Genomic DNA, 25,475 nt, shown 5'->3' with positions numbered 1-25,475 from the left:
GCCGTGCCGGCGCCGGTTGGGGTCAGCTCATCAAGTCGTACGGGCCGCCGCGCTGCAGGGCGCGTTGGTAGGCGGGCCGGGCGTGGATGCGGTCGAGAAACGCGCGGATCTTGGGGAAGCCCTCCAGCGAGCCCCCACGTGCCGCTGCGGCTTCCAGCGGGAAGCTCATCTGCACGTCGGCCGCGCTGAACTCGGCGCCGGCGAACCAGGGCCGGGCGGCCAACTCGGCTTCCAGGAACTTCAGCTGGTTGTCGATGTTGGGCTGCACGAAGCCGCCGAGCACCTTGTCGGCAATGCCCTTGGCGATGGGCTTCACGAAGAAGGGCATGGGGCTGCGCTTGATCTTGTTGAACACCAGCTTCATCACCAGCGGCGGCATGGCCGAGCCCTCGGCGAAGTGCAGGAAGTAGCGGTAGTGCAGCAGGTCTTGTTCAGCCGTGGGCTTCAGGCGCCCGCCGCCGTGGCGGTCCACCAGGTACTCCAGGATGGCGCCGCTTTCGGCCACCGTGAGCGGCCCCTCGGTGATGACGGGGCTCTTGCCCAGCGGGTGCACGGCGCGCAGCTCGGGCGGGGCCAGCGAGGTTTTGGCGTCGCGCTCGTAACGCTTCACCTCGTAGGGCAGGCCGAGTTCTTCCAGCAGCCACAGCACGCGTTGCGAGCGGGAGTTGTTCAGGTGGTGGACGGTGATCATGCGGCGCAGTGTAGGCAGGGCCTGCCGCCGGTGCGCAGGGGCGTGCTCACAGCGTCATCATGGAGCTCTTGTAGATGCCGCAGCCCACGTACAGGTCGCCCACCTTCACCACGTAAGACATCTTGTCCTGCGGCTTGCCGCTTTGCGGGTGGGGCATGGTGTACTGAACCCAGCCGGGGCCGGATTCGGCCTGCTCGATGATGGCCCGCACCAGGTGCGCGCCGGCCGGGCCGGCGATGTCTTGCACGCGCTGGCCCACGCGGGCGGGGTTGCCGGCAAAGCCGAGGTAGCGGCCGTCGGCGTCGAGTGCGAAGACGTACATGTCGCGGTCGGCCAGGCCGCTGTCGTGGGCGTTGATCACGCGCAGCAGGGCCTCGCGGCCGCCCCCGGCACTGTGGCGTGACAGGGCCAGGTCCACCAGCGCGCGGGCTTCGTCGGCCGTGCCTTGCGGCAGCTTGAACACCGACACCGATTCGGTCAGCAGCCGCGCACGGTCTTGCAACTCATTGGCCTGCGCCACGGCCTGCTCCACCATGGCGCCGTTGCGCTGGGTGAGGGTGTCCAGCTGACGGATGGCGGAGGTGATTTCGGTGAGGCTGGCGCTTTGCTCGGCGCTGGACGCCGAGATCAGCGACATGTGGCCGGCCACGTCGCGCACGCCGCTCACGATGGCCTGGATGCGCTCGCCCGCCATGCGGATCAGGCCCACGCCGTTGTTGACCTGGCCTGACGAGGTGCTGATGAGCTGGCGGATCTCCTTGGCCGACGCGGCCGAGCGTTGCGCCAGCGTGCGCACCTCCGACGCCACCACGGCAAAGCCGCGCCCGGCCTCGCCCGCGCGGGCGGCTTCCACCGCGGCGTTGAGCGCAAGGATGTTGGTCTGGAAGGCCAGCGAGTCGATCACGCCCACGATCTCGTCCATGCGGCGCGCGCCCGCGGCAATCGCCTCGATGGACGCCACCGCGTCCTTCATGCCGGCCGCGCCTTCTTCGGCCGTGCCGCGCACCGTCTGGGCGGCGGCGTCGGACGACTGGGCCGCCTCGGCATTGGCCTGCACCGTGGCGGCCAGTTCCTGCACGCTGGCGGAGGTTTCTTCGAGGTTGGCGGCCTGCTGCTCGGTGCGTTCGGACAGCGCGTGGTTGCCCTGCACCAGCAGGTCGCCCGAGCCGGACAGCAGCGCGGCGTTGCTGCGCACGGTGGCCACCATGTGGGCGATGTTGTTCACCATGACCGCCATGGCGCTGGACATGTCCGACAGCTCATCCTTGCCGCGGATGCGCACCACGTGCTGCAGGTTGCCCTTGGCGGTGTTCTCCATGAAGCGCAGCACCTGGCGCAGGTCGGCCATGAAGCTGATCTGGAAGGCCAGCATCAGGTAGGTGAACAGCAGCACCACGAACAGCGAACCTCCGGCCAGCAGCCAGGTCTTGCGGTGCAGGTCGGCGCGGCGGGCTTGCAGCGCCTCGCGCATGCCGGCGTTGACGGCGGCCTGGTACGCGCCCACCGCTTCCACGGCGCTGGCGGTGTCGGCGAAGTACTTCTCGGCGCCGTCGGTGGGCATGCCGGTGCGAAAGCGTTTGCGGTGCTCTTCCACCAGCTGGTCCACGACGTTGGCGGCGGCCTCGAACGTCGGCGTGGTGAAGCCCTTGTCTGCCAGCAGCCGCTGGGCGTGGCGCACGTTGCGCGTGTCGGCCGCCAATTCGTCCAGCAACACGCCCATGGTCGCGATGTCGCCGGGCTCCGCCCCGGGCGAGGCCAAGATGGTGGCGCCCCGCCCGCGCACCAGGCCGAGTTGGTCTCGCCAGCTGGGCAGGCGCGACACGGCCATGTCCATCAGCAGGTAGGTCAGCGGGTCCGGGTCGTAGAGCAGGTCCGAGCGCTCGGCCAACTCGTAGGTGAAGCGTGACAGGTCCTCCACGAGGCTGCTGTGCAGCTGGAAGCTCTTGCCCACCGGCTGGCCTTCGAGCTGGGCGTAAAGCTGGCGCAGGCGGTCGCGCAGGGCGGGCCAGCTGGCGGGTGCGTCAGCGTCGGCCGCTTGCATGGACGCGTCCAGCGTCTGCAGGGCCTGGTTCAGTTCGGCGCGCTTGGCGTCGCGCTGCTGCACCAGCGCGTCGTCGCCCAGCAGCAGCATGTTGGTCAGCCCGCGGTGCGACTGCACGGCCCGGGTCAGCGCGTTGGACTGCTCGATCCAGCGGATGCCGTCGAGCTCGACCGTCGTCAGCCGCAGGTCTTCCTGGCTGCGCAGCAGCATCATCACCACGATGGTCACCAGGGGCACGGCCGCCAGCACGAACAGCACGGTCAGCTTGGTGCCGAACCGCAACTGGCGGACCGCCCACAGGCCGGGGTTGAGCAAGTCACGAAAGCGCATGGTGTGTCTCCCTGGACCGTCGAATGTAGGCATGGACCTGCATCAAGGGCCAGGGGCACACGCGCCTGCGGCGTGAAGCGCGTCACGCCGCACGCATTTGGGGCGTTCGGATCAGGCGTGAGCCGCCGCGTCAGCCTCTGGCGCCAGCACCCGGCCGAACACCAGCTTCACGGCCAGCAGCCCCACGCCGCCCGCCAGCACCAGCGCGGCGTGCAAGGCCCAGAACTGCGAGCCCGGCATCACCTCCAGCAAGCCGGCCAGCCAGCCCACGAAGGTGTTGCCCAGGAACAGGTGCAGGTAGTAGATGCCGATCATCACGCCCTGCAGGCCGCGGGGCGCGGCGCGCGAGTACAGCGCAATGCCCACCGGCATGATGTTGGCGAAGCCGATGTCGTTGACCAGCGTGTACGCAAACGTCCAGAGGATGCTGATCTTGCCGCCGCCACCCTCCAGCGCGAAGGCCGGGATCAGCAGCAGCGCCGGCGCGCCGCAGGCCACGAAGCAGCCCAGCGCCATCTTGGTGAGCTCATCGGGCTCGCGCCGCCCGGAGCCGGGCTGGCCCCACCAGCGCCAGAAGGCGATGGAGCCCAGCATGGTCAGGAAGCTGACGGTGGCGTCCACGGCCTGCAGCCAGGTCACCGGCACCTCGAAGCTGCCCACGCGCATGTCCATGTGCTGCTGCGACCACAGCGGGTAGGCGTTGTTGAACTGCTGGTTGCCCACGATGGACAGCATCAGCAGCGGAATCACGGCGATCAGCAAGGCCACCTGCATCACCCCACGCCGGCCCAGCGGCGGGCGGGGCAGGGCGGCGGTGTCAGGTGCTGCATCGGCGGCGGCACGGCGCGGCGCCTCGGGCGGCAGATGGCGCCGGCCCGCCAGGTACACCACCAGCCCGATCAGCATGCCCACGCCAGCCGAACCGAAGCCCCAGTGCCAGCCCACGCGCTCGCCCAGCGTGCCGCAGACGATGGGCGCGGCAATCACCGCGATCTGCACCGCCAGCATGAAGATCTGGAACGCGCTGGCGCGGCGCTTGTCGCCCGGCGCGTACAGGTCGCCCACCTGCGCGGCGATGTTGCCCTTGAAGCAACCCACGCCCAGCAGCAGGCAGCCCAGCGCGGGCAGCAGCGCGGTCTCGAACGCCATCAGAAAGTGGCCGGCCGCCATCAGCAGCGCGCCCAGCACCACCGTCTTGGTGCGGCCCAGCACCCGGTCGGCCAGCAGGCCGCCGAAGATGGGCGTCAGGTACACCAGCCCCACGTACAGGCCGAACACCACCGAGGCCAGCTGCTGCGGCGAGCGCGGGCCGGTGACGTTCTCGATCGCGGCGCGCAGCGCGTCCATGCCGGCCACGTGGCCGATGTTCTGCGGCAGGAACAGGTAGTTGCTGAGGTACAGCACCAGCAGCGCCTGCATGCCGTAGTAGCTGAAGCGCTCCCAGAGTTCGCAGAACGACAGCCAGCCGAGGCCGGCGGGGTGGCCCAGGAAGGCGCGGTCGTGGGCGGGCCGGGCCGCGTCGGATGGGGAGGCGAGGGTCACATCAAAGCCTTGAAACCGGAGATGGCGCGACTGTCTCCCGCCCCGGTGCGGCCGGCAATGCGCACTCGCCCGCGGGTGCCGTCGGTCATGGCGCGGCCCGCACAATCGGCCGCATGAGCGCTCCTTCCCGCATCCTCGTCACCGGTGGCACCGGCTACATCGCCGGCGTGTTGATCCGCCAGTTGCTGGCCGACGGCTGGCAGGTGCACACCACCGTGCGCAGCCTGTCGCGCGAGCCGGCCTTGCGCAAGGCGCTGGGCGCCAGCCGTGGCGTCAAGAAAGACCAGATGCACTGCTTTGCGGCCGACCTCATGGCCGACGCCGGCTGGGCCGAAGCGGCCGCCGGCTGCACCCACCTCGCCCACGTGGCCTCGCCCCTGCCCACCGACGTGCCGCGCGATGCGAACGAGCTCATCGTGCCGGCCCGCGACGGCGCGCTGCGGGCGCTGAAAGCCGCGCGCGATGCCGGCGTGCAGCGGGTGGTGATGACCTCGTCGGTCGCGGCCATCTCGTACGGCCACGGCCCGGGCGACCACCACTTCACCGAGCGCGACTGGACGAACCTCGACGCCCCCGACGTGCCGCCCTACGTGCAGTCCAAAACCGTGGCCGAACGCGCCGCACGCGACTGGGTGGCCCGCGAGGGCGGCGGGCTGGAGTTCTGCACCGTGAACCCGTCCGTCGTGCTCGGCCCCGTGGCGAGTGCCGACTACTCGGCCAGCGTCGTCATCGTGCAAAGCCTGCTGCAGGGCCGCATCCCGGCCATGCCGCGCATCGGTTTCGGCATCGTGGATGTGCGCGATGTGGCCGAGCTGCACCGCCTGGCCCTCACCGCGCCGGGCATGGCGGGCGAACGCTTCATTGCGTGCGCCGGCTTCACCTGGCTGCGCGACATCGCCGCGGTGCTGCGCGAAGAACTCGGCGCCGACGCCCGCCGCGTGCCCACGCTCAACCTGCCCGACTGGAGCGTGCGGCTGATGGCCCGCTTCAGCCCGCTGGTGCGCAACGCCGCCAGCGAACTGGGCACGGCGCGGCACCAGGATGCAAGCCACGCACGCGAGGTGTTGGGCTGGGCGCCGAGGGCGCCACGCGAGGCGATCCTCAAGTCCGCGCAGGACCTGATCGCGCTCGGCGTGGTGGGGCGGTAGGGCTGGGCGCGGCCCGCCTTACCGAATCGGGCGGGCCGGGTTCAGTCCGCCCCGATCCAGCCGCGCCGCAGGGCCATCCGCGCCACGGCGATCTGAACCCCGCCCATCACCGCAATGAACACCGGGAACGGCACCGTGGCCGCCGCGCCCTTGTGCGCGATCAGGTCGGTGGCTGCGAACACGTAGCCGAACTGGACGATCACCGCCGCCAGCGACACGGCGTACAGCCCCAAGGCCAAGCGAGAACGGCGCAGCAGCGCCACGGCGCCGGCCAGGCTGGCCCCGGTCGCCACGGCGTAGTCCCACGCGAACCAGGCCGGCAGCGCGCGGAAGAAGTTCGCATCCCACTCGCTCTGCGCCGCCGCCATCTGCTCGCCCGCCAGCACATGGCCGGCACACGCGGCCACACCGGCCAGCGCCCACAACAGCAACAAACCGGCCGTGGCCGTGAACCAAGTGGGACGGGGGGACATGGGCGCTCCTGCTCGTGGGGCGCCCACCCTAGCGCCGCGCCCGGGGCGCGTGAACTCAGGGAAGCCCGGGGGCGGCCGCCGAGTCCGCCCGGCTCAACGCCCTCGCCGCTGCCACAGCGGCCGCTTGCCCTTCAGCTGCCGCTCGATGCCGTCGTTCAGACGGCCGCGCAGGTCGATCACTTCTTCCAGATGGCCGTACACGCCGGGGAAGCGCAGGTCCAACCACAGCCACAGCGTGCAGATGCGCAGCGCCTGCTCCATGCGGTCCAGGCGGCCGTGCTGGTCGAACTCGTCCAGGAAGTGCGGCTCGCCGGCTTTGCCGGTGCGGGCGTGGTTGGTGGCCCAGCTCTGGAACTGGTCCAGCAGCATGGGCAGGCGCGCGTCCACCGGCGCCTGCGCGTACTTGAAGCGCTCATTCAGCGGCAGAGCGCTGGCGTTGCGGTCCAGCATGTCGGCCAGCTCCAGCATCTGCTCCAGCTCGGCCACGGCGAAGTGGGCGTCGTCCAGGCGCAGCTGCTGCATGAAGATGCTCAGCACCGCGTACAGCTTGTTCACGCCCATGCGCTGCGAGATGGTCTGCACATGGCGCCAGTTGGGTGCCACCGGGCACTTGAAGTCGCGCGGTGCACGCGGCTCCTTGGGCAGCTGCTGGCGCAGGATCTTCATCGCCTCGGCCTCGGCCTCCTTCAGCACGCTCACAAACCCCTCGTCGTGCATGCCGTAACGGCCCGCGCGGCCGGCGATCTGGTGCACCTCGCTGACGCTGAGCTCGCGGTCGCCCACGCCATCGAACTTGGTCAGCGTGGAGAACAGCACGCGGCGGATGGGCAGGTTCAGGCCCATGCCGATGGCGTCGGTGGCCACCAGGATGTCGCTCGCTCCCACCGCAAAGCGCTCTGCCTCGCGGCGGCGCACCTCGGGCGGCAGCGCGCCGTAGATGACGCTGACGGCGTGGCCGTTCTGCGAGATCTGGTCGCGCAGCATCAGCACGTCGCGGCGGCTGAAGGCCACCACGGCGTCGCCGGCTTGCAGGTGCGTCATGGGCACGGGCGCGGGCATCAGCTGAACCTGCTGCTTGCGCTCGAACACGCGGCGCTCCACCTTCTCGCCGCACAGCTGCAGCAGCCGCTCGATGGCGGGGGCGGCGTAGGCGGAGGCAATGATGATCACCTCGCGCGCCGGCACGCCCACGATGGCCTGCGTCCAGGCCCAGCCGCGCGAGTCGTCGAAGATCATCTGCGCTTCGTCGATGACGGCCACGTCGATCACGTCGCGCGTGTTCACCATCTCGATGGTGCTGCTCACCACGCGGGCGTTGGCCGCCGGCACGTTCTCTTCACCGGTCAGCAGCGAGCAGGGCACGCCGCGGCCCACGAGGCGGTCGCGGCCTTCCAGCGCCAGCAGGCGCAGCGGGGCGAGGTAGGCGCCGTCCAGCGCCTGCGCCAGCCGCTCGAAGGCGGAGTACGTCTTGCCGCTGTTGGGCGGGCCCAGGTACAGCGTGACCTTGCGGCCCAGCTTGCGGGCGGCGTCGAAGCTGTCTGGGTAGCCCTGGAAGGCCAGCTCGCGGCCCAGGCTGGCCAGCGTGCTTTGTTCTTCCACCTGCTGTTCCCAGCGGTCCTGCGCGCGGGTGAGCGCGGCCTTCAGGTCGTCGAACGGCATGGGCACGCCGCACTCGGCCTGCAGGCGCGGCAGCAGCGAGGCGAGCTGGGCGCTGTCGCCCATGGCCTCGCTGCGGGCCACCAGGTGGTTCAGGTGCAGCGCCAGCTCAGCCTTGAATGAGTACTCGGGCGCCTGGCCCAGGCCGTGGCGCAGTGCGGCGGTGTCGCCGTCGCGGAAGAAGGCCCACACCGGCGCCTCGGGCACGGGCACGCGGTGCGAGAGGTCGATGCGCCAGCCTTCATGCGCGAGGGTCAGCGGGTGGATGCACAGCCGCGTGAACACCAGCCCTTCGCGGCGCACGCCCAGGCTTTCCATCTGGTGCAGGCGCTGCTGCATCTGGCTGCGCAGCGTGTTGGCCATGGGGGTGGCGTCCAGCTGCGCCACCGCCACGGCCAGGTGCTGCGGCAGGATCCAGCGGCTGGGCCGGCCGCCGCCTGCGGCCTTGGAAATCTGGATGGCGCCCAGCCGGTCCAGCGCCTCGTCGGTGCCGTCGTCCAGGTCGGCCGGCGTGAGCACCTGGGGCAGCGCATAGGCCGCTTGCCGGATGCGCGCCCAGTCTTCGGGCGTCAGGCTGGCCGGCAGGCGCGAGGCGTGGCGGGGTTGGGGAAGGGGGAACGCCGGCGCGGGCGGCTTGGCCGGCTTGCTCGGCTTGGAGGCGGGGACTTCAGGATTCACGCCGGAAGTGGAACACAGGCCGCCGTCGGCCCGCCACCCGCCGCAGCGGCTTCAGCGCCCCGGGCGCGCGGTGCTGCGGTTGAGCAACGTGGTGAGGTGGCGGCAGACGTTTTCGCCGGTGGTCGTCAGCTTCAGCGATCCGCCGCGCCACTCCATCCAGTGCAGGGCCACGTACTCGTCGATGTCGCCCTCGGCAATCTCGCCGGCGCGGCGCTGCTTGAGCAGGTCCACCGTGGCCAGCAAGCGTTCGCGCAACAACTCCTGGCGTGTGGCGGCTGGAAACGAGGCGGTCAGGGACATCGAGATCTCCGGAAAGGATCAGCGCAGACAAGCTCGTCACCGAGTGGAACACAGGCGCGTGGCCGGTGCGTGTCAGCCGCGCGAAACCGAGTGTTTCCGTGGACGGGCAAAACCCGGGTGTGGGTGCGGGGCGGGCTCGATGCCGTTTTCGGGAGGCTTGCCTACACTTCCCCCATGCATCTCAGCATCGCTCAGGCCCGGGACGCCATTGCTGCTCTGTGCCGCCGCCACCATGTCGCGCGGCTGGAGGTGTTTGGCTCTGCCGCACGCGGAGACGATTTCAGCCCGGACAGCGATGCTGATCTGTTGGTCGCGTTCCAGCCGGGTTATCGCGTCGGGCTGGAGGAGTGGGATGCCACGCGGCGCGACTTCGAGGCGCTGCTGGGTCGGCGTGTCGACCTCGTTCAGCTGGGCGCCGTTCGCAATCCGTTTGTTCAGCGCCAGATCGACCAAGAGCGCGAGCTGCTGTATGCGGCGTGATCCGCGCGCCTACCTGTGGGATGCGCTCACCGCATCGGAAGCCATTCAAGGCTTCGTGGCGGGTCGCGATGCCGCTCAGTACGCGGCAGATGAAATGCTCCACTCCGCCGTGGAGCGCAAGTTCGAGATCATTGGCGAGGCGCTGGGGCAACTGGCCTAGGTCCATGCGGGGCTGGCGGCCCAGGTGGTTGCCTTTCGCAACGTGCTGATCCACGGGTACGCCGCCGTCCGCCATGAGACGGTGTGGAACGTGATCCAAGACGCGCTGCCCGAACTCATCGTCGTCTTGCGCCAGCTGTTGGCCGACAGCCCGCCATAACGCCGGGCTTGTCCGAGGCTCACAGCGCCTTCGGCCGCGTCGCGTCCGACGGATTCGCCACCCAGGCCTGCAGCTCGGCCGCCCGTGCGTGCTTGGGCGCGAGTTGCAGGAAGGTTTTGTAGGCCGCCACGGCCTTGGCGTCGTCGCCGGCTTGCAGCCGGGCGTCGCCCAGATTCAGCCAGGCCAGCGACCGGCTCGCGTCCATCTCCACGGCCTTCTCGAACCAGCTGGCGGCGTCCGCGAACTTGGCGCGGCGGTACAGCACGAATCCCAGGTTGTTGGCGGCGAGCGCGAACTTGGGCTGCAGGGCCAGCGCCTCCTTGAAGGCGGCCTCGGCGTCGTCGTAGCGGCGCTCGCGGTACAGCTGCAGGCCGCGGTCGTTGGCGCGTTGGGCGGTGATGCGGGCGCCTGCGTCCACGCGGGCGGTGGGGGCGGCCAGGGCCTGGTCTTTGCCATCCAGGCCTTTGATGGTGACCTGCACCGCGCTGGCCGCGCCGCCCGCAGTGGGCGCGGCCTGGCGGCTGGCAGTGCTGGCTTCGTCCAGCTTGGCGGCCAACTGGCTGGCTTTGTCGTCCAGCTGCGCCACAGCGCCGCTCAGCGCGGGTTCCTGCGCGGTGGGCAGCTCGAACACGAACTCGCCGCCCTCGCTGCCCGGCAGGCTGCCGAAGGCCGGCGTCTGGCGGGCGATGGAGGCCACGGCCGGCGCCACGTAGGCGGCCAGTTCGGTGGCGGTGATGAGGCCGTCGCCGTTCAGGTCGGCCTTGCCGTTCAGGGCCTGCAGCAGTGTCCACGTGAACACCGAGTGGCCGCCCGGGCCGTCGTCGGCCACCTGCTGGTCGGCACCGCCGGCGGTCATCATCTGCCGGCCCACGCGGCGGGCGTTGGTGCGGGCGAAGTTGCTGTCGGCCGCGGTGCTGCCGGCGCGGGTCAGACCCAGGCCGGAGTAGCAGGCGTCAATGACGAACAGCGCGTGCTTGGCCGTGATGGCCTCGGCCACCTCCTGCAGCTGCGGCATGGCAATCGCGTCGGCCTGCAGGTCGTTCAGGCCGGCGTCCACCGGCACGATGTAGCCCACCTCGCGGCCGCTGGGCAGCCGGCGCGTGCTGCCGTGGCCGGCGAAGAACACGAACACCCGGTCGTCGCGCTTCACCCGTTTGGCGTCGCCGAAGCGCTCGTTCATGGCCTTCAGGATGTTGGCGCGCGTGGCGTCGGCGTCGGTCAGCAGGGTCACGTTGTCGGCCTTGAAACCGAAGCGGTTGACCAGGGCGTCGCGCACGGCCTGCGCGTCGCGCACCGCGTGCGACAGCTTGGGCCAGGCGCTGTAACCGTTGATGCCGATCACCAGCGCGTGGCTCTCGCGGTAGAGCTCACCGGCGGCGGGCGGCGGCAGCGTCACGCTGCGTTCGGCCGGAATGACGAACTGCCCGTCTTTCCAGCTCGCAAAGCGCCAGCCGTCGGCGGCGAGCTGGTCCAGCACCAGCGGCAGGGCCTGCACGGTGCGGGCGTGGATGTCGTGGAACAGCACGATGCCGCGCTGCTGCTTCTCCAACTCGGCCAGCACACGCGCGGCAATGCTCTTGGGGATGGGGTCGCTCCAGTCCAGCGAGTCCACGTTCCACATCATCGAGCGCAGCTTCAGCGCCTCGATGGTGGAGAGCGCCCCGTCGTTGCGCGCGCCGTACGGGAACCGAAACAAGGCATCGCCGCTGCGGCCGGCGGCGTCCAGCAGCGCCTCGGTGTTGGCGGCCTCTTCCTTCACCTTCACCAACTCGAACTTGCTCATCAGCCCGTGCGTGAAGCTGTGGTTGGCCAGCTGGTGGCCGGCGGCCAGCACGCGCTTGGCCACGTCGCTGCCGCGGCCGGGTTGGGGCTGGCCGTCGGCACCCACCTTGCCCAGGTTCTGGCCCAGCTGAAAGAACACGGCCGGCGCGTTGTAGCGCTTCAGGATCTCCAGGATTTCGTCGGTGTAGCGGGCGTGGGGGCCGTCGTCGAAGGTCAGCAGCAGGGTCTTGGGCGGCAGCTTGTCGCCGAACACCTCGCGCTCCTTGGCGGCCACGCCGCGCATCGCGCCAGAGGCGGAGGCCGCGGGGGGCTCGGGCGCCAGGTCTGCGGCCGCTGGCAGTTGGGCGCCATGCTGCTTCATCACCGCGTCGCGCGTGTGCAGTGCGCGCAGCTTGGCGATGTAGTCGCTCCAGCGCTCGCGCTTGAGCTCGATGCCGCGCTTGCCCAGCCCGCCGAACACCTGCTGCAGCTCCTGCTCGTAGGCCTTCTGCACCTCGGCCAGCGTGTCCAGGTCGTCCTGCGCACGACGGGCCAGCTTGATGCCGTCCAGCGTCTGCGAGGTCTTCAGCCCCGCAGCCAGCTGCTCCAGCACCTCTTTGAAGGCCAGGCGGTCGGCGTCGAACCAGCTGGGCTCGCTTTCGATGCGGGTCATGAGGGCCGTGGTGGCCTCCAACGCTTCGGGCTTGAGTGCGGCGTCGGCCAGCCGCTGCTGGCGCTGCTGCAGCTCATGGAACAGCTGCTGGCCCAGGGCCTGCACCTCGCGGCGCTGTGCGGCCGGCAGGCTGGCCTCGCCGTCCATCAGCACCACGATTTGGCGGTGCAGCGCCAGCAGCGCGTCGGCCTCGGTGCGCAGCAGCGTGGTGGCGCTGGCGTCTTGCACCGCCGAGGCGGCGGGCAGGGCCGCGGGGACGTCGGCGGTGCGCTGGCAGGCCGACAAGCTCAGGGTCAGCGACAGGGCCAGAACCAGGGGGCGCAGGCGGGGGGCGATCGACAAATACACGGCACAGGCGGCGCGGTGCGCCGGTCAACAACGAACTGGCCGGAAGTGGACCACAGCCGCCTCGCACAATGCGGCCGCTGACTCCGTGGAGATTCCCCATGCCCCGTGTGCTGCCGTGTCGTCGAGTTGTCCTCCAAGCCCTGGCCACAGCGTGCCTTGCCGCAACGGGCGGTGTGCAGGCCCAGCCCCAGGCTGCCACCGAGGCGCCGCTGCCTGCGGTGCGACACGGCCGCATCGAGCGCTGGGCCAATGTGCCGTCGCGGCATGTGGATGCGCGGCATGTGGACGTCTGGCTGCCCGACGGCTACACGCCCGACAAGCGCTACGCCGTGCTCTACATGCACGACGGGCAGATGCTGTTCGACGCCCGCACCACCTGGAACCAGCAAGCCTGGAACGTGCAGGACGCGCTCACGCGGCTGCGGGCGGCGGGCCGCATCCGTGACGTCATCGTGGTGGGGGTGTGGAACAACGGCAAGTGGCGGCACAGCGAGTACCTGCCGCAGGCCTTCCTGCCCGGCTTGCCCGCCGACTTCCGCGAGGCCCTGGTGCGCGACGGCCTGCAGGGCAAGCCGCAAAGCGATGCCTACCTGCGCTTTCTTGTCGAAGAACTCAAGCCCGCCATCGACGCCCGCTACGCCACCCGGCCCGACCGCGACAACACCTTCATCATGGGCTCCAGCATGGGCGGCCTGATCTCGGTGTACGCCATGAACCGCCACCCCGAGGTGTTTGGCGGTGCAGCCGGCCTGTCCACGCACTGGGTGGGCATCTTCAAGCCCAATGCCGCGCTGCCGCTGGCGGCGTTCAATTACCTGCGCCAGCACCTGGCCGACCCGGCCACCCACCGCCTCTACCAAGACCACGGCACCACCGAGCTGGACGCGATCTACGCGCCCTACCAGTCCCTCGTGAACAGCCTGGCGAGCGAGCGCGGCTACGTGGACGGCCACAACCTCCTGGCGTTGACCTTCGAAGGCACCGGCCACAACGAGACCGCCTGGGCCCAGCGGCTGGAGGTGCCGCTGACGTTCTTGTTGCGGCCCTGAGCCGAGGGCCCGCCTTCGCGCCTCACTCGAGCGCCTTGTAGGTCAGCTGCGCCTTGCGGGTGCGCAGGTCATACGTCCAGATGTGGGTCACGGTGGCCTCGCGCACGTTGAACACGGCCACCAACTGCCCCTGCACCGCCACATCCAGGCTGTCGAGCCGGGCGTTGCCCCGGTCGTACACGCTGCCCAGGTCGGCCAGCTGCTTGCCCAGCGGCAGCACCTCCAGGGTTTCGCCCTGCCCGTTGAAGACGATCAGCTCGGCGTTCACCGTCACGCCCACGTAGCGGCGGGTGTCGGGGTCGAAGGCCAGGCCGGTGAGGTCGCGATCTTTCAGTGACGTGGCGCCCAGCCACACCTTGCGGCGGGTGTCGTAGCGGTAGAAGAAGCCCTCACCGCCAAAGCTCACCAGCGCCAGCACGCCTTGGGCCTGGTCCCAGGCCAGTGCCGAGCCCCACGACAGCGGCGGCAGCGAGCTCGGCCAGTCCATCTTCTGCTTCGGGCCTTGCGGGCCCTCGGGCATCCACAGCAGCGTGCCGCCGTTGCCTTCCAGCACGAAGGCCTCGCGGCCGTCGTCGCGCACGGCCGCCGGGCCGCCCTTGCCCCAGGCCCAGATGCCGCCGCCGCGCACGATGCCGTTGAACCGCGCGCCGTCGCGCGGGCCGGTGTTCGTCCACGGCAGGCGCCGCCCGTCCTGGCTCAGCAGGGTGAAGTTCATGCGGTAGCGCGTGGGTTCGGGGCGGATGCCTTCCAGGGTCAGCACCGGGTCGGCCACGAAGGGGCCGCGCAGCGTGGTGAGCGGCGGCAGGGTATAGCTGCCGCGCAGGGCGGTGAGCTGCGTCACGCCATAGCGGCTGTTCAGGCGCCGAATGAGCTGGCGGAAGTTGAGGTTGTCGGCCTCGTAGGCGTAGGGCAGTTCGTCGGTCACCACGGGCACCTGGGCGGGGCCCTGCACCGTGGTCTGGCGGTCATGAGACCCCACCACGATGCCCACCAGCTGCGTGCCCGGCGCCACGCGCACCTGCCAGGCGGTGCTGTGGTAGCTGCTCAGCACCAGCAGCACCGGGCGCGCGGGGTGGTCCACCAGCACCTGCGTGTTGCCTGCCGTGAACTCGTAGCCCGACACCGCCATCGTGTCGGCCTGGGTGCCCCACTGCGCCATGCCGGCGGGTGCGGCAGCCGGCTCCACCACGCGCGGCGCTGGGCGCGCCACGGGCGGGCGCACGGGGTCATCCGCCCGCGGGGCAGGCCCGGCCGGCACGTCGAAGGGCATGACGGGCGAGCGCCGGGGAGCAGGAGCCGGCGCAGACGGGCGGGTTTCAACTTCCAGTGTGCGGTTGCCCGGGGCGGTAGCGCCCCCGTCACACGGCTGGGCCTGGTACGTGACCTTGCCCTGCGCGTCGGTGCAGCGGTACACGGCGGCGTTGGCGTTCCAGGCACCGGCCAGCAGGCCAGCGGCCAACGCAAGGTGCTTCAAGTTCATGCGGGCTTCTCCCTCGGCTGGGCCACCCGGCAAGGTGGCGCGTGGTTGTTTGGCGGTCATTCTCTGCGGCGTCGAGGTGCGCACAATCGGCGCTCGCGCCCCACTTCGATCCCTCATCCGCCGTGCCGACCCTGCCCCACCGCCTGCTCCATCGCCTGCGCCTGCCCGCCCTGCTGTTGACCGCCGCGCTGAGCCTGCCCACAGCGGCGGCCCCCGCCACACCGGCCCAGCGGCTGGCCGACATTGCCACCCGCGCTTACGACGACCAGGCCCGGTTCGACCCGCTCTCCGCCACCGGCGTGGGCGACCACCGCTTTGACGACCAGTTGCCCCTGAGCCACGCGCCGGCCGAGCGGGCGCGGCGGTTTGCGGCCTGGCGGGGCTACCTGAAGGAGCTGGCCGGCGTGCCGGTGGCGGCCCTGTCGCCGGCCGACCGCCTCACCCGCGAACTGCTGGTGCGCAGCCTGCAAGACCGCCTCGCGCTGGCGCCGTTTCCCGAGCATTTGCTGCCGCTGGAGCACATGAGCGCGGTGCCGGTGCAGCTGGCCGTGTGGGCGTCGGGCCAGGGCGAGCAGCCGCTGCGCACTGTGGCGCAGCACGAGGCCTTCTTGAAGCGGCTGGCCGGGCTGCCCGCGTGGTGCGCCCAGGCGCAAGCCAACCTGCGCGAGGGCATGCGCCGGGGCGTGGTGCAGTCCGAGCCGGTGGTGCGCGCGCTGCTACCCTTGCTGGCCGACCTGGCCCAGCCGGACCTGGCCCGCAACCCGCTGGCGGCAGCCGCCCGCGCGCTGGACACCCCGCCGGCCGGCCTGCCCGTGGCGGATGCGGCGCGCCTTGCCGCGGCCTACCGCACCGAGGTGGCCGAGCGCAGCGTGCCAGCGCTGCAAGCCCTGCACGCCCTGCTGCAGGGCGAGTACCTGGCCGCCGCCGCGCGCCGCCCCGGCGTGGGCTGGGGCAGCCTGCCGCAGGGGGCGGCCTGGTACCGCCAGCTGGTGCGGGACCAGACCACCACCGCCCTCACCCCCGCCCAGGTGCACCAGCTGGGCCTGCGCGAGGTGGCCCGCATCCAGGCCGAGATCACCCGCGTGGCGCCGCAGCTGGGCTTCACGGGCGACCCGCTGCGCGACGGCGGCCTGCTGGCCTGGACGCGCACCGACCCGCGGTTTCGCCCCTTCAAGACCGAGGCCGAGGTGCTGGACGCCTACCGCGCCATCGACGCCCGCGTCACGCCCCAACTGCCGCGTCTGTTCGGCAAACGGCCCACCCGGCCGCTGGACATCCGCGCCGAGCCGGAATTCACCCGCGCGACGGCGTCTGACCATTACGGCCTGAGCGAGGACGACGGCCGCCCTGCCGGCGTGTTCTGGGCCGTGATCCCGGACCCCACCGCCTACAGCGTGGTGGGCATGGGCGCGCTGTTCCTGCACGAGGGCCAGCCCGGGCACCACTTCCACACCGCCCTGCAGCTGGAGATGCCGCTGCCCGAGTTCCGCCGCCGCACCTGGATCAATGCCTACGGCGAGGGCTGGGCGCTGTACGCCGAGACGCTGGGCCACGAGCTGGGGCTGTACACCGACCCGGTCGTGTACGTGGGCCAGCTGCGCGCCGAGATCAGCCGCGCCGGGCGCCTGGTGGTGGACACCGGCCTGCACGCCCAGGGCTGGAGCCGCGAGCGCGCCATGGCGTACTGGCGCGACGTGACCGGGGCGGGCGCGGCCCAGGCCGCCAACCAGATCGACCGCTACCTCGCCTGGCCCGGCCAGGCGCTGGGCTACAAGGTGGGCGCGCTCAAGATCCAGGAACTGCGCCGCCGGGCCGAGCAGCAACTGGGCGCGAAGTTCAACCTGGCGGCCTTTCATGACCAGGTGCTGGGCGAGGGCTCGTTGCCGCTGGCCGTGCTGGAGCGGCGCATCGACGCCTGGATTGCCACCCAGCGGCGTTGACGTTCACCGGGCGGCCTTTATGCCGGCCGTCATGTCGCCTCTCATGTTGTCCTTTGCTTTCTTCAATACTTCGAGTATTCTGGAAGTATGGATGAACAAGACGTCGTGAAAGCCCTGGCCGCGCTGGCCCAGCCGGTGCGCCTGAAAGTGTTCCGCGCGCTGGTGGTCACGGGCCAGGCGGGGCTCACGCCCGGCACCATGGCCGAGGGCCTTGGCATGCCGGCCAACACGCTGTCCTTCCACCTCAAGGAGCTGGTGCAGGCCGGGCTGGTGACGCAAGAGCGCGCCAGCCGCAACCTCATCTACCGCGCGGCCTACGAGCGCATGGACGCGCTGCTGGGCTACCTGACCGAGAACTGCTGCCAGGGCGCCAGCTGCACCGCGCCCCCGAAGTCCTGTTGCTGAACCCGTTTCACTTCCCCAAGGAGTCTGAGATGAAGCGCTTTCACGTGCATGCCCATGTCGAGGACCTGAAGGCCAGCGTGGCCTTCTACGAAAAGCTGTTCGGCGCCGCGCCCACGCGCCTCGAGGCCGACTACGCCAAGTGGATGTTGGACGACCCCCGCATCAACTTCGCCATCTCCACCCGCGGCGGCAAGCCGGGGGTGGACCACCTCGGCATCCAGGCCGACACGCCCGAGGAACTGGCCGAACTCAAAGCGCGCGCGCAGGCGGCCGACGCCCCGGTGCTGGACGAAGGTGCCACCACCTGCTGCTACGCGCAAAGCGACAAGCACTGGGTGACCGACCCGCAAGGCATTGCCTGGGAGCATTTCCAGACGCTGGCCGACATTCCCACCTTCAGCGCAAGCCAAGCCGCTGCTCCGCAAGCCGCCTCGGCCTGCTGCCCCACGCCCTCGCGCGGCAAGCCGCTGGGCATTCCCGTCAAGTCCAACACCTCCTGCTGCTGAGCCATGACCACCCACGTCCTCATCCTGTGCACCCACAACTCGGCCCGCAGCGTGCTGGCCGAGGGCATGCTCAACCACTGGGCCCAGCGCCTGGGGCTGGACGTGCGCGCCCACAGCGCCGGCAGCGCGCCCAGCGGCCGCATCAACCCCTTCGCGCTGGAGGCGCTGCAGAACGCAGGCGTGGACACCACCGGCGTGCGCAGCAAGAGCTGGGACGAGTTCACCTCGCCCGCGTCGGTGCCGCTGAGCCTGGTGATCACGGTGTGCGACAGCGCCGCAGCCGAGACCTGCCCCGTGTTCTTTGGCGGCGCGGCCGACGGCGGTGCGCCGCCTGCCAAGGTGCACTGGGGCTACCCCGACCCCTCCAACGCCGAGGGCGGCGATGAAGGCAAGCGCCGCGCGTTCGAGCTCACGCGCCAGGCCCTGGGCTACCGCATGCTGCAGCTGTTGCAGCTGCCGCTGGGCACGCTGAACCGCGCGCAACTGCAGCAGGCCGCGGCCGAGATTGCGGCGCGGTGAGGGTGCAGCGGTGATGCAGGTTCGTCTCCCCCACCGGCTGCTGGCCGAGGCGCTGGGCACGGCGCTGCTGCTGGCCATCGTCATCGGCTCCGGCGTCATGGCCGAGCGCCTGGCCGGCGGCAACGTGGCCGTGGCCTTGCTGGCCAACACGGCCGCCACGGTCGGCGGGCTGTACGTGTTGATCGAGGTGTTCGGCCCCGTCAGCGGGGCGCACTTCAACCCGGCGGTCAGCGCCGTCATGGCCTGGCGGGGCGACCTGCCGCGCGCGGCGCTGCTGCCCTACGTGGCGGCGCAGCTGGCGGGTGCCGTGGCCGGCGCCTGGCTGGCGCACGGCATGTTCGAGCTGCCGCTGCTGCAGTGGTCTCAGCATGTGCGCAGCGGCCCCGGTGTGTGGCTGGCCGAAGCGGTGGCCACGGCGGGGTTGTTGCTGGTCATCCTGCGGGCGCCTGCCGGGCGGGCGGCCTCGTTGGTGGCGGCCTACATCGGCGCGGCCTACTGGTTCACCGCGTCCACCTCGTTCGCCAACCCGGCCGCGGCGGTGGGCCGCATGGTGAGCGACACCTTCGCCGGCATCGCCCCGGCCAGCGTGCCTGGCTTCATTGCGGCGCAGCTGGTGGGCGCCGCGCTGGGCCTGGGCCTGCACCACGCCCTGGGTGCTCTTGCCACGCATGCGGCAGACTCGCGCGATGCCTGAGATCACGATCTTTCACAACCCACGCTGCGGCACTTCGCGCAACGTGCTGGCGCTCATCCGCCATGCGGGCCTGGAGCCCACCGTCGTCGAGTACCTGACCCACCCGCCGCAGCGCGACGCCATCGCCGCGCTGGCGCGTGCCGCCGGCGTGCCGCTGCGCGCCCTGCTGCGCGAGAAGGAAGCCGCGTTCACCGAGCTGGGCCTGGCCGACCCGGCCCTCAGCGACGACGCGCTGCTGGACGCGATCGAGCGCCACCCCGTGCTGCTGAATCGCCCCATCGTCGTCACACCGCTGGGCACCGCGCTGTGCCGGCCCAGCGAGGCGGTGCTGGAGCTGCTGCCCGTGGGCCCGCTGCCGCCCTTCACCAAAAGCGACGGCGAGACCGTGCTGGACCACGGCCGCCGCCGCGGGGCATGAGCGCCGCCTTCACCGCAGCCCTCACCGCTGCAGACGCCGACTTCCACGCCCGCCGCCTGGCCGGGGTGGACCTGGGCCTGCTGAGCCGCCACGCCGCGGCCGCCGATGCGGCCGGCCGCTTGCACCCCGAGGTGCTGGCGCTGTTCCACACCCAGCGCTGGCTCACCCTGCTGGCGCCTGCGGCCGTGGGCGGCGGTGAGTGGCCGCTGCCCGACGTGGTGCGGCTGGAAGAAGCCGTGGCGCAGGCCGACGGCAGCGCCGGCTGGATGCTCACGCTGTGTGCCGGCGCCGCCTGGTTTGCCGGCTTCTGGCCCGAGGCCTTGGCGCAGCGCGTGCTGGCCACGCCCGGTGTGTGCCTGGGCGGCAGCGGGGCCGCCACGGGCACGGCCCAGCCGCTGGGTGAGGCCGATGGCGACCGCAACGGTGAAGGCAATGTCTGGCGCCTGCAAGGCCACTGGGGCCACGCCACCGGTGCGCCGTGGGCCACGCACTTCACCTTCAACGCCGTGTTGCCCGAGGGCTGCGAGCCGCGCGTGCGGGCCTTTGTGGTGCCGGCCGCTGCGGTGCAGGTGCACGACACCTGGCAGTGCATGGGCCTGCGCGCCAGCCGGTCCGACGCGTTCTCGCTGGCCGGCGCCACCGTGCCCGCCGAGCACGCGTTCGACATCGCCGTGGGCGCCGCCACCGCCCCGGGGCCGCTGTGGCGCTTTCCGTTCGGGGCGTTCGCGGCCGTCACGCTGGCGGCCAATGTGCTGGGCATGGCGCGGGCCTTCCTGGCCGAGGCCGAGCCTGTGGTGCAGCGGCGCCTGCAGCAGCGCAACGCCGCAGGCGCGCCCGGGGTGCCTGGCGTTTGGGAGGCCGCCTGGGCCCAGGCGGTGGCCGGCCTGCAGGCCGCGCGCGACGCCTTCTACGCCGCGCTGGACGCCGCCTGGCAGCAGGCCGCTGCCGGCCACCCGGTGGCGGCGGAAGACGCCCAGCGGCTGGAGGCGCTGTCTCACGCGCTGGCCCGCGCCGCGCGCGAGGCGGTGGACGGTGTGTACCCCGCGTGCGGCCTGCACGCGGCCGACCCGCGCACCGCCCTCAACCGCCATTGGCGCGACCTGCACACCGCCACGCAGCACGCGCTGTGGTTGCGCTAGGGCTGCGCGAGGGTTGCTGCGCTGACTCAGTCCAACGGCCAGGGCATGGCCTGAGGTGCCGTGCCGTCTTTGGGCGCTTCGTGCGGTTTTGGCGCCGCCGTGCGGCGGCGCTTGGACGGGGCTTCGTCCGCGGCGCGCCACCAGGGCGTCACCGGCGTGCCGTGCGCGGGCTCCACGGCTTCGCCCAGGCGCGGCATCAGCAGCTGGGCGTTGTGCTGCGGGGCCAATTGCAGCAGCGTTTCCACCGGCTGGTCCCAGTCGTGCAGCGCCAGGCTGAACGTGCCCCAGTGCACCGGCAGCAGCGTGCCCCCGCCCAGGTGGTCCAGCGCCTTCAGCGCGTTCTCGGGGCCCAGGTGAATGTCGCCCCACGAGGGGTGAAACGCGCCCACCTCCAGCATCACCACATCAAAGCGGCCAAAGCGCTCGCGGATGGCGGCGTACTCGCTCGTCAGCCCGGTGTCGCCGCTGAAAAACACGCGGTGCCGGGGCGTCTCGATGACGAGAGACGACCACAGCGTGGCGTTGCGGTCGGTCAACGAGCGGCCCGAGAAGTGCTGTGACGGCGTGGCGTGGATGCGCAGCTCCGCCGCCGGGTGCTGCCAGTGCTCCCACCAGTCCAGCTCCACGATGCGTTCCGGCGGCACGCCCCAAGCCTGCAGGTGCGCGCCCACGCCCAGCGAGGTGATGAAGGGCACGTTCTGCAGCGCGGTCAGCTCGCGCACGGTGGCGATGTCGAGGTGGTCGTAGTGGTCGTGCGAGATGACCACCGCGTCCAGCGGCGGCAGCCCCTTCAGCGCCAGCGGCACCGGCTGGAAGCGCTTCGGCCCGGCCAGCTGCGAGGGCGAGGCCCGCTTGGCCCACACCGGGTCGGTCAGCACCCTCAGGCCGTCGATCTCGATCAGCACCGTGGAGTGCCCCAGCCACGTGGTGCGCAGACCGCTGCTGCTGGGCTTGAGCCACGCGTCCAGCGGGTTGTGCGCGGGCAGCGGGCCGCCCGGCGTGCGCCGGCCTTCCGAGCACAGGAACTCGCTCAGCGACGGCCGCTCGGTGCGGTCGCGCAGCGTCGGGTCCACCGGGTGGACGTTGTAGAAGCCCTCGCCCTGGTCCGTCACCCGGTAGCGCGGCGAGGCCCGCATGCGTTCAAGACGGAGGCCGGTGGCGCGTTTGCCAAGAGATTTCATCGGAGGGCCGAAGCAGATGCGGAACGGACTCAGATGGCGCCGTGCCGGGCGCTTTCAAGGCCGGCAGCCGAGGGGCAGGTGCGGCCGGGCCCGGGGGGCTCAAGCCGGCCGGTGCTGCGTGCCCACACCGCGGGTGATGAAGAACATGCGGCTGGGTTGCAGCACCCGGGCCGTGTGCCACACCCCGCGCGGCACCACCACCGCACCGCGTCCCTGCAGGTGCTGCACCGTCCGCCCGGTGGGCAGGTCCAGCACGAACTCCACCTCCCCCTCCAGCAGGTACACCAACTCCTCGCCTTCGGGGTGCATTTCCCAGCTGGGCCAGTCGGCCTCGCAGCTGAACTCCGACACCAGCCAGTCGCGGCCCAGCGCGTCCAGCGTCTCGGGCGCTTGCGCCCAGAACGCGGCGCCGCCGGGCAGGGGCTGGATGCCGCCGGTGGCGTTCAAGAGGGCATAGGTCTCGTCGGGCAGGAACTTCATCACGCGCACTCCGGGTTCGCGCCGGCTCCGTCTTGAAAGCCCGGCGCGGGCCATCATCTCCCAGCCATGGCTTCTGTTGTCCGACTCACCGTTCCCCACGAACTGTTGTCTCTGGCCCGCCTGGCGCAGCTGCTGCAAGGCCTGGAAGGCCAGGGCCGCGCCGCCCACCCGCACCAGTACCAACTGCTGGTGCGCAAGCTCTCGGCCGAACTGCTGACGCACCAGGGCCACGAGGCCCTGCCCACCCTGCTGGATCACCTGCCTGCCGCGGCGGAGGTCTACGAGAACCTGCAATACGGCCACGCCGGGCTGGTGCGCGCACCGCTGGAGGCGTCGCTGGCGTCGGAGTTGGCGGTGCGGGATGTGTTGGAGCGGGTGCGGCGGGGGTGAGTTGGCGGGGGCGACGTTTGACATGAGAGGCATGGCCCGGCTTGCCGGGGAATGCCCCTCGGGTGGAAGCTGGCCGTCACAGGCGTGGCTTTGCCTCAATTGGGATGGCCGGCCGTTCACGACCCAGCGGCAGGTACACATGTCTTTCCACAAGCTGCTGGGTGAGGCGAGCCGCCAGTAGTAGCTGTTCGGCCTCTACCGGGTTGTTCGCATAGTGCGTGGACAGATGCGCCATGCCTTTGTTTGCAGCATTGATTGCTGCGACCAAACTTGCTTCTGCAAGCGCCGGGCTTTCCGGATGAGCATTTCGAGCTTGGACAGGGGTGACGAGTTGCAGCGGCTTTCCATTGAGTTCGAGCAGCTCAATGCCTGCATCGTCTGACTTTCTCTGGCCTGGGAGCACAGCTACCAAGGCACCTGCTTTGGCTTTGAGGCCAATGAATTCCAGCAGCGCCCGAATGTGGAGCGTGCCGACTTCGATGATCGGGTTTGTGAACAGGCTCGTCAGCCCTTCGAACTGAACCCGACCATCGACGAGGATTTGCATGGGTTTTGGCTCTTCCCACCCCAGCCTCAGTTCAAGAATCAACGCAAGGATTGCAAGTGCATCGAGGCGGTGAGGGATGAGGCGGGTTAAGTGGTCGTCGGCGTTCATGTGGCAATAGATTGTTGGGTTATCCAGTAGCTACCGCTGATTCATTCGGCCTCATGCCCCGTGCTGCCCCTCTCAGCCCTAGCGCCTCAACCCAATCTCAAACACCACCCCATCCGCCACGTTCCGCGCCGCGATCCGGCCGCCCATCTTGGCGAGGTAGGTCTTGGCCACGAACAGGCCCTGGCCGCGGCGGGGGCCGGTGTTGGGGGGCGCGTCGCTGACGCCGTAGTCAAAGATGCGCGTGAGCTGGTCGGCTGCGATGGGGGGGCCGGGGTTGTGCACCTCCAGCGTGGCCAGTTCGGCGTCCAGGCGCAGGGTGAGCGTGATGGGGCTGCCGGGCACGCGGTAGCGGTCGGCGTTGGTGAGCACGTGGGTGAGGGCGTCTTCCAGCGGGTATTCGTCGGCCTGCACCCACACGGGCTGGGCGGCGGGGGTGTAGGCCACGTGGGCAATGCCGGCGTCGGCGGCGTTTTCGGCCACGCCGCGCAGAAAGGCATCCAGGTCCAGCCGGCCCACGGCCAGCGTGGCGGCGGCCAGGGCCTCGCGCGGGGAGGCCTGGCCGTACAGCACCTTCACGGCCTGCTGCATGCGCTGCACGTAGCGGCGGCTGGGGTCGGTGTCGGCGGCGTGCAGCAGCATCAGCGACTGCAGCGGTGACATGATTTCGTGCCCCACGGCCTGCCATTGGTCGTGCTCGCGTTCGGCGCGCAGTTGCTCGCGGTGCAGGCTGTCTTTGGCCTGCTGCAGCAGGTCTGACAGCGCGCCGGCCAAGATGCCGAGTTCGTCGCGCCCGCGCAGGTCGGCCACTTCCAGCGTGCCCAGGGCACCGGCGCCAGCGTTTGCACCACCGCCCGCCCCGGCCCGCTGCATCTGGTGCGACAGCGCCGCCGCGCGTTTCGTGAGCGTGGCCACGCGGCGGATCAGGCCCACTTCGATGATGAACCACGCCGCCGCCAGCGCAGCCAGCATGGCGGCCACCGGCCAGCCCAGGCGCGCGGCGCTGGCGCTCAAGGAGCGGTCCAGCCCGTGCAGGTCGCCGGTCAGCGTCACCTCGAACCGGCCGGCCGGCGTGGTGACGGCGTCGTGCGCGCTGAGGGTGCGCGGCGTGTTGGGGGCGGGCAGCTGTTGAATCAACGTCATCAGCCAGGGCGAGGCGGGGGCGGTGGTGTCGTCGTCGCCTTGCAGCAGCGCGATGAGCTTGGTGCCGTGGGTCACGCGCAGGGTTTCGCCCGGGGCCAGGCCGGCGGCCAGCTTGGCCAGGCTCAGCGGGGGCTGGGCGCCCGGGCTGGCGCTGTCAAACACCTGCGCGCCGCCGGGGCCCAGCAGGCTCAGCCGCAGGCCGGTGCGGGCCAGGTCGGCCGGGGGCCACTGCGGGCCGCCCGGGTGGAACAGCGCCTCGCGGAACGCCTCCACCGGCAGCCGCAACGACACGGTGGTGCGCCGCGTGCAGGGCTCGGGGCCGGTCAGGCAGGGGCCGTCGCGCCAGACCCAGCCGCGGAAGTCGCGCTGCGGGCGGGCATGGGGCGGCAGCGTGGTGGTGTTGCCGGGCTCGGCCACGGTGAAGCCGGGCAGCTGGCCGCGCTGGGCGTCGCGCATTTCCACGGGGGCGAGCCACACCTGCTCGGTGCTGCCGTGGCGCAGCCGCACCTGCACGCGGTGCAGGTCGCTCAGGTCCAGCGCGCCGTGCTCGCGGCTCACCAGGGGCGGGGCGTCCAGGCTGGCCACCAGGTACACAAAGCCACCGGCGTAGGCGTTGCTGCCCACGGCGGCGCACAGGCTGGCGCCGCCGGGGTATTGCAGGCCGCAGCCGGCCATCTCCACCGCGCGGCGGGCCTTGTTGGCGTCGTCGAAGTCGATGGCGCCAAACGGCAGCACCAGCGGCGCCACCCAGCCGGGCTCGGCCTGCGAGGGCTCGGGGTTCATCAGCGCCAGCTGGCCCGAGGGGTGGCGCAGCTGGGCCACCACCTCGGCCAGGGACTTGGCAAACGTCTGCGCGTAACGCTGGGCGTTGCGCTGGCGCTCTTCGTTCAGCAGCGCCAGGGCCAGGGCCAGCGTGGCCAGGGCCAGGGCCACGAACACGAGGTGGAAGACGATGCGGTTGCGAAACGCCGCCACGCCCAGGCGCGGCATGGCGGTCAGCGTCACGTCGACCGGGCCGAGCTTCACGTGCGTGGGGTGG

The 25,475-nt window shown here is 71.1% G+C and carries 25 protein-coding genes; 13 read left to right on the top strand and 12 right to left on the bottom strand.

The window, feature by feature from the left end; all coding sequences use genetic code 11:
* Positions 1-22 precede the first annotated feature (22 nt).
* The 3 genes from ACG01O_RS10815 to ACG01O_RS10805 all read right to left on the bottom strand — a co-directional run bounded on the left by ACG01O_RS10815 (position 23) and on the right by ACG01O_RS10805 (position 4,604).
* Positions 23-691 carry a glutathione S-transferase family protein gene (locus ACG01O_RS10815; protein ID WP_394384377.1) on the bottom strand — a complete coding sequence of 223 codons (669 nt, stop codon included), beginning with the start codon at positions 689-691 and terminating at the stop codon, positions 23-25.
* A 46-nt stretch (positions 692-737) separates the two neighbouring features.
* Positions 738-3,062 (bottom strand): methyl-accepting chemotaxis protein, encoded by a 2,325-nt coding sequence (locus ACG01O_RS10810; RefSeq protein ID WP_394384374.1) that lies wholly within the window; start codon positions 3,060-3,062, stop codon positions 738-740.
* A 111-nt stretch (positions 3,063-3,173) separates the two neighbouring features.
* Entirely contained in the window at positions 3,174-4,604 is a 1,431-nt protein-coding gene (locus ACG01O_RS10805; protein ID WP_394384371.1) for a peptide MFS transporter, read from the bottom strand.
* Between the two features lie 113 nt (positions 4,605-4,717).
* On the opposite strand from ACG01O_RS10805, the gene ACG01O_RS10800 reads away from it, so the two are divergent.
* The gene (locus ACG01O_RS10800; protein ID WP_394384368.1) at positions 4,718-5,752 is read left to right on the top strand and encodes an NAD-dependent epimerase/dehydratase family protein; all 1,035 of its coding nucleotides are present in this window, start codon (positions 4,718-4,720) and stop codon (positions 5,750-5,752) included.
* Between the two features lie 41 nt (positions 5,753-5,793).
* Here ACG01O_RS10800 and ACG01O_RS10795 read toward each other — a convergent pair whose 3' ends face one another.
* The 3 genes from ACG01O_RS10795 to ACG01O_RS10785 form a co-directional block, all read right to left on the bottom strand.
* Positions 5,794-6,225 carry a hypothetical protein gene (locus ACG01O_RS10795; protein ID WP_394384365.1) on the bottom strand — a complete coding sequence of 144 codons (432 nt, stop codon included), beginning with the start codon at positions 6,223-6,225 and terminating at the stop codon, positions 5,794-5,796.
* A gap of 93 nt (positions 6,226-6,318) precedes the next feature.
* Positions 6,319-8,559, bottom strand: a complete 2,241-nt coding sequence (locus ACG01O_RS10790) for a helicase-related protein (RefSeq protein WP_394384363.1) — start codon at positions 8,557-8,559, stop codon at positions 6,319-6,321.
* A 51-nt stretch (positions 8,560-8,610) separates the two neighbouring features.
* Positions 8,611-8,859 (bottom strand): hypothetical protein, encoded by a 249-nt coding sequence (locus ACG01O_RS10785; RefSeq protein ID WP_394384361.1) that lies wholly within the window; start codon positions 8,857-8,859, stop codon positions 8,611-8,613.
* A 174-nt stretch (positions 8,860-9,033) separates the two neighbouring features.
* Between ACG01O_RS10785 and ACG01O_RS10780 the strand changes: the two genes are divergently transcribed.
* The 3 genes from ACG01O_RS10780 to ACG01O_RS10770 are packed head-to-tail and all read left to right on the top strand — an operon-like array spanning position 9,034 to position 9,658.
* The gene (locus tag ACG01O_RS10780) at positions 9,034-9,339 is read left to right on the top strand and encodes a nucleotidyltransferase family protein (RefSeq protein WP_394384358.1); all 306 of its coding nucleotides are present in this window, start codon (positions 9,034-9,036) and stop codon (positions 9,337-9,339) included.
* Positions 9,329-9,499: a HepT-like ribonuclease domain-containing protein gene (locus tag ACG01O_RS10775; RefSeq protein ID WP_394384355.1), complete on the top strand. Its 171-nt coding sequence runs from the start codon at positions 9,329-9,331 to the stop codon at positions 9,497-9,499. The genes ACG01O_RS10780 and ACG01O_RS10775 overlap by 11 nt, the downstream gene beginning before the upstream one ends.
* Positions 9,500-9,523: 24 nt before the next feature.
* Positions 9,524-9,658 (top strand): HepT-like ribonuclease domain-containing protein, encoded by a 135-nt coding sequence (locus tag ACG01O_RS10770; RefSeq protein ID WP_394384353.1) that lies wholly within the window; start codon positions 9,524-9,526, stop codon positions 9,656-9,658.
* Positions 9,659-9,677: 19 nt separating this feature from the next.
* Here ACG01O_RS10770 and ACG01O_RS10765 read toward each other — a convergent pair whose 3' ends face one another.
* Positions 9,678-12,434: a polysaccharide deacetylase family protein gene (locus ACG01O_RS10765; protein ID WP_394384350.1), complete on the bottom strand. Its 2,757-nt coding sequence runs from the start codon at positions 12,432-12,434 to the stop codon at positions 9,678-9,680.
* A 104-nt stretch (positions 12,435-12,538) separates the two neighbouring features.
* On the opposite strand from ACG01O_RS10765, the gene ACG01O_RS10760 reads away from it, so the two are divergent.
* The gene (locus tag ACG01O_RS10760) at positions 12,539-13,489 is read left to right on the top strand and encodes an alpha/beta hydrolase (RefSeq protein ID WP_394384347.1); all 951 of its coding nucleotides are present in this window, start codon (positions 12,539-12,541) and stop codon (positions 13,487-13,489) included.
* A 22-nt stretch (positions 13,490-13,511) separates the two neighbouring features.
* Here the strand turns inward: ACG01O_RS10760 and ACG01O_RS10755 are convergent, their stop codons facing one another.
* The gene (locus ACG01O_RS10755; RefSeq protein WP_394384344.1) at positions 13,512-14,969 is read right to left on the bottom strand and encodes a DUF4124 domain-containing protein; all 1,458 of its coding nucleotides are present in this window, start codon (positions 14,967-14,969) and stop codon (positions 13,512-13,514) included.
* Between the two features lie 122 nt (positions 14,970-15,091).
* Between ACG01O_RS10755 and ACG01O_RS10750 the strand changes: the two genes are divergently transcribed.
* From ACG01O_RS10750 to ACG01O_RS10720, 7 genes are all read left to right on the top strand, one after another.
* Positions 15,092-16,909: a DUF885 domain-containing protein gene (locus ACG01O_RS10750; RefSeq protein ID WP_394384341.1), complete on the top strand. Its 1,818-nt coding sequence runs from the start codon at positions 15,092-15,094 to the stop codon at positions 16,907-16,909.
* 87 nt (positions 16,910-16,996) lie between these two features.
* Positions 16,997-17,314, top strand: coding sequence for an ArsR/SmtB family transcription factor (locus ACG01O_RS10745; protein WP_394384338.1), 318 nt, complete (start codon positions 16,997-16,999; stop codon positions 17,312-17,314).
* A 29-nt stretch (positions 17,315-17,343) separates the two neighbouring features.
* Entirely contained in the window at positions 17,344-17,820 is a 477-nt protein-coding gene (locus ACG01O_RS10740) for an ArsI/CadI family heavy metal resistance metalloenzyme (RefSeq protein ID WP_394384336.1), read from the top strand.
* A gap of 3 nt (positions 17,821-17,823) precedes the next feature.
* Positions 17,824-18,339: an arsenate reductase ArsC gene (locus ACG01O_RS10735; protein ID WP_394384335.1), complete on the top strand. Its 516-nt coding sequence runs from the start codon at positions 17,824-17,826 to the stop codon at positions 18,337-18,339.
* Positions 18,340-18,352: 13 nt separating this feature from the next.
* Positions 18,353-19,033 carry an aquaporin gene (locus tag ACG01O_RS10730; protein ID WP_394384332.1) on the top strand — a complete coding sequence of 227 codons (681 nt, stop codon included), beginning with the start codon at positions 18,353-18,355 and terminating at the stop codon, positions 19,031-19,033.
* Positions 19,026-19,451 (top strand): arsenate reductase (glutaredoxin), encoded by a 426-nt coding sequence (gene arsC, locus ACG01O_RS10725; RefSeq protein WP_394384329.1) that lies wholly within the window; start codon positions 19,026-19,028, stop codon positions 19,449-19,451. The genes ACG01O_RS10730 and arsC overlap by 8 nt, the downstream gene beginning before the upstream one ends.
* Entirely contained in the window at positions 19,448-20,590 is a 1,143-nt protein-coding gene (locus ACG01O_RS10720; RefSeq protein WP_394384328.1) for an acyl-CoA dehydrogenase family protein, read from the top strand. The genes arsC and ACG01O_RS10720 overlap by 4 nt, the downstream gene beginning before the upstream one ends.
* A gap of 26 nt (positions 20,591-20,616) precedes the next feature.
* On the opposite strand, the gene ACG01O_RS10715 is transcribed toward ACG01O_RS10720, so the two are convergent.
* Positions 20,617-21,726, bottom strand: coding sequence for an MBL fold metallo-hydrolase (locus tag ACG01O_RS10715; RefSeq protein WP_394384325.1), 1,110 nt, complete (start codon positions 21,724-21,726; stop codon positions 20,617-20,619).
* A 144-nt stretch (positions 21,727-21,870) separates the two neighbouring features.
* Positions 21,871-22,251 (bottom strand): cupin domain-containing protein, encoded by a 381-nt coding sequence (locus tag ACG01O_RS10710; RefSeq protein WP_394384323.1) that lies wholly within the window; start codon positions 22,249-22,251, stop codon positions 21,871-21,873.
* A 66-nt stretch (positions 22,252-22,317) separates the two neighbouring features.
* Between ACG01O_RS10710 and ACG01O_RS10705 the strand changes: the two genes are divergently transcribed.
* Entirely contained in the window at positions 22,318-22,641 is a 324-nt protein-coding gene (locus ACG01O_RS10705; RefSeq protein ID WP_394384321.1) for a hypothetical protein, read from the top strand.
* Between the two features lie 76 nt (positions 22,642-22,717).
* Here the strand turns inward: ACG01O_RS10705 and ACG01O_RS10700 are convergent, their stop codons facing one another.
* A complete protein-coding gene (locus ACG01O_RS10700) occupies positions 22,718-23,296 on the bottom strand; it encodes a hypothetical protein (protein WP_394384319.1) in 579 nt (192 codons plus the stop codon).
* Positions 23,297-23,374: 78 nt separating this feature from the next.
* Positions 23,375-25,462, bottom strand: coding sequence for a sensor histidine kinase (locus tag ACG01O_RS10695; RefSeq protein WP_394384317.1), 2,088 nt, complete (start codon positions 25,460-25,462; stop codon positions 23,375-23,377).
* Between the last annotated feature and the right edge of the window lie 13 nt (positions 25,463-25,475).

The organism is Pelomonas baiyunensis (assembly GCF_043555935.1).
In the GTDB taxonomy this organism is placed as follows: Bacteria; Pseudomonadota; Gammaproteobacteria; order Burkholderiales; family Burkholderiaceae_C; genus Pelomonas; species Pelomonas baiyunensis.
This window is presented reverse-complemented; position numbering and strand designations above follow the sequence as displayed.

Excerpts from the sequence above, each read along its gene's own strand:
- ACG01O_RS10795 (WP_394384365.1), bottom strand. The coding sequence starts at position 6,225 with ATGTCCCCCCGTCCCACTTGGTTCACGGCCACGGCCGGTTTGTTGCTG.
- ACG01O_RS10710 (WP_394384323.1), bottom strand. The coding sequence starts at position 22,251 with ATGAAGTTCCTGCCCGACGAGACCTATGCCCTCTTGAACGCCACCGGC.
- ACG01O_RS10745 (WP_394384338.1), top strand. The coding sequence starts at position 16,997 with ATGGATGAACAAGACGTCGTGAAAGCCCTGGCCGCGCTGGCCCAGCCG.
- ACG01O_RS10775 (WP_394384355.1), top strand. The coding sequence starts at position 9,329 with ATGCGGCGTGATCCGCGCGCCTACCTGTGGGATGCGCTCACCGCATCG.
- ACG01O_RS10755 (WP_394384344.1), bottom strand. The coding sequence starts at position 14,969 with ATGAACTTGAAGCACCTTGCGTTGGCCGCTGGCCTGCTGGCCGGTGCC.
- ACG01O_RS10705 (WP_394384321.1), top strand. The coding sequence starts at position 22,318 with ATGGCTTCTGTTGTCCGACTCACCGTTCCCCACGAACTGTTGTCTCTG.
- ACG01O_RS10730 (WP_394384332.1), top strand. The coding sequence starts at position 18,353 with ATGCAGGTTCGTCTCCCCCACCGGCTGCTGGCCGAGGCGCTGGGCACG.
- ACG01O_RS10735 (WP_394384335.1), top strand. The coding sequence starts at position 17,824 with ATGACCACCCACGTCCTCATCCTGTGCACCCACAACTCGGCCCGCAGC.
- ACG01O_RS10720 (WP_394384328.1), top strand. The coding sequence starts at position 19,448 with ATGAGCGCCGCCTTCACCGCAGCCCTCACCGCTGCAGACGCCGACTTC.
- ACG01O_RS10810 (WP_394384374.1), bottom strand. The coding sequence starts at position 3,062 with ATGCGCTTTCGTGACTTGCTCAACCCCGGCCTGTGGGCGGTCCGCCAG.
- ACG01O_RS10815 (WP_394384377.1), bottom strand. The coding sequence starts at position 691 with ATGATCACCGTCCACCACCTGAACAACTCCCGCTCGCAACGCGTGCTG.
- ACG01O_RS10780 (WP_394384358.1), top strand. The coding sequence starts at position 9,034 with ATGCATCTCAGCATCGCTCAGGCCCGGGACGCCATTGCTGCTCTGTGC.
- ACG01O_RS10740 (WP_394384336.1), top strand. The coding sequence starts at position 17,344 with ATGAAGCGCTTTCACGTGCATGCCCATGTCGAGGACCTGAAGGCCAGC.
- ACG01O_RS10715 (WP_394384325.1), bottom strand. The coding sequence starts at position 21,726 with ATGCGGGCCTCGCCGCGCTACCGGGTGACGGACCAGGGCGAGGGCTTC.
- ACG01O_RS10800 (WP_394384368.1), top strand. The coding sequence starts at position 4,718 with ATGAGCGCTCCTTCCCGCATCCTCGTCACCGGTGGCACCGGCTACATC.
- ACG01O_RS10785 (WP_394384361.1), bottom strand. The coding sequence starts at position 8,859 with ATGTCCCTGACCGCCTCGTTTCCAGCCGCCACACGCCAGGAGTTGTTG.
- ACG01O_RS10760 (WP_394384347.1), top strand. The coding sequence starts at position 12,539 with ATGCCCCGTGTGCTGCCGTGTCGTCGAGTTGTCCTCCAAGCCCTGGCC.
- arsC (WP_394384329.1), top strand. The coding sequence starts at position 19,026 with ATGCCTGAGATCACGATCTTTCACAACCCACGCTGCGGCACTTCGCGC.
- ACG01O_RS10700 (WP_394384319.1), bottom strand. The coding sequence starts at position 23,296 with ATGAACGCCGACGACCACTTAACCCGCCTCATCCCTCACCGCCTCGAT.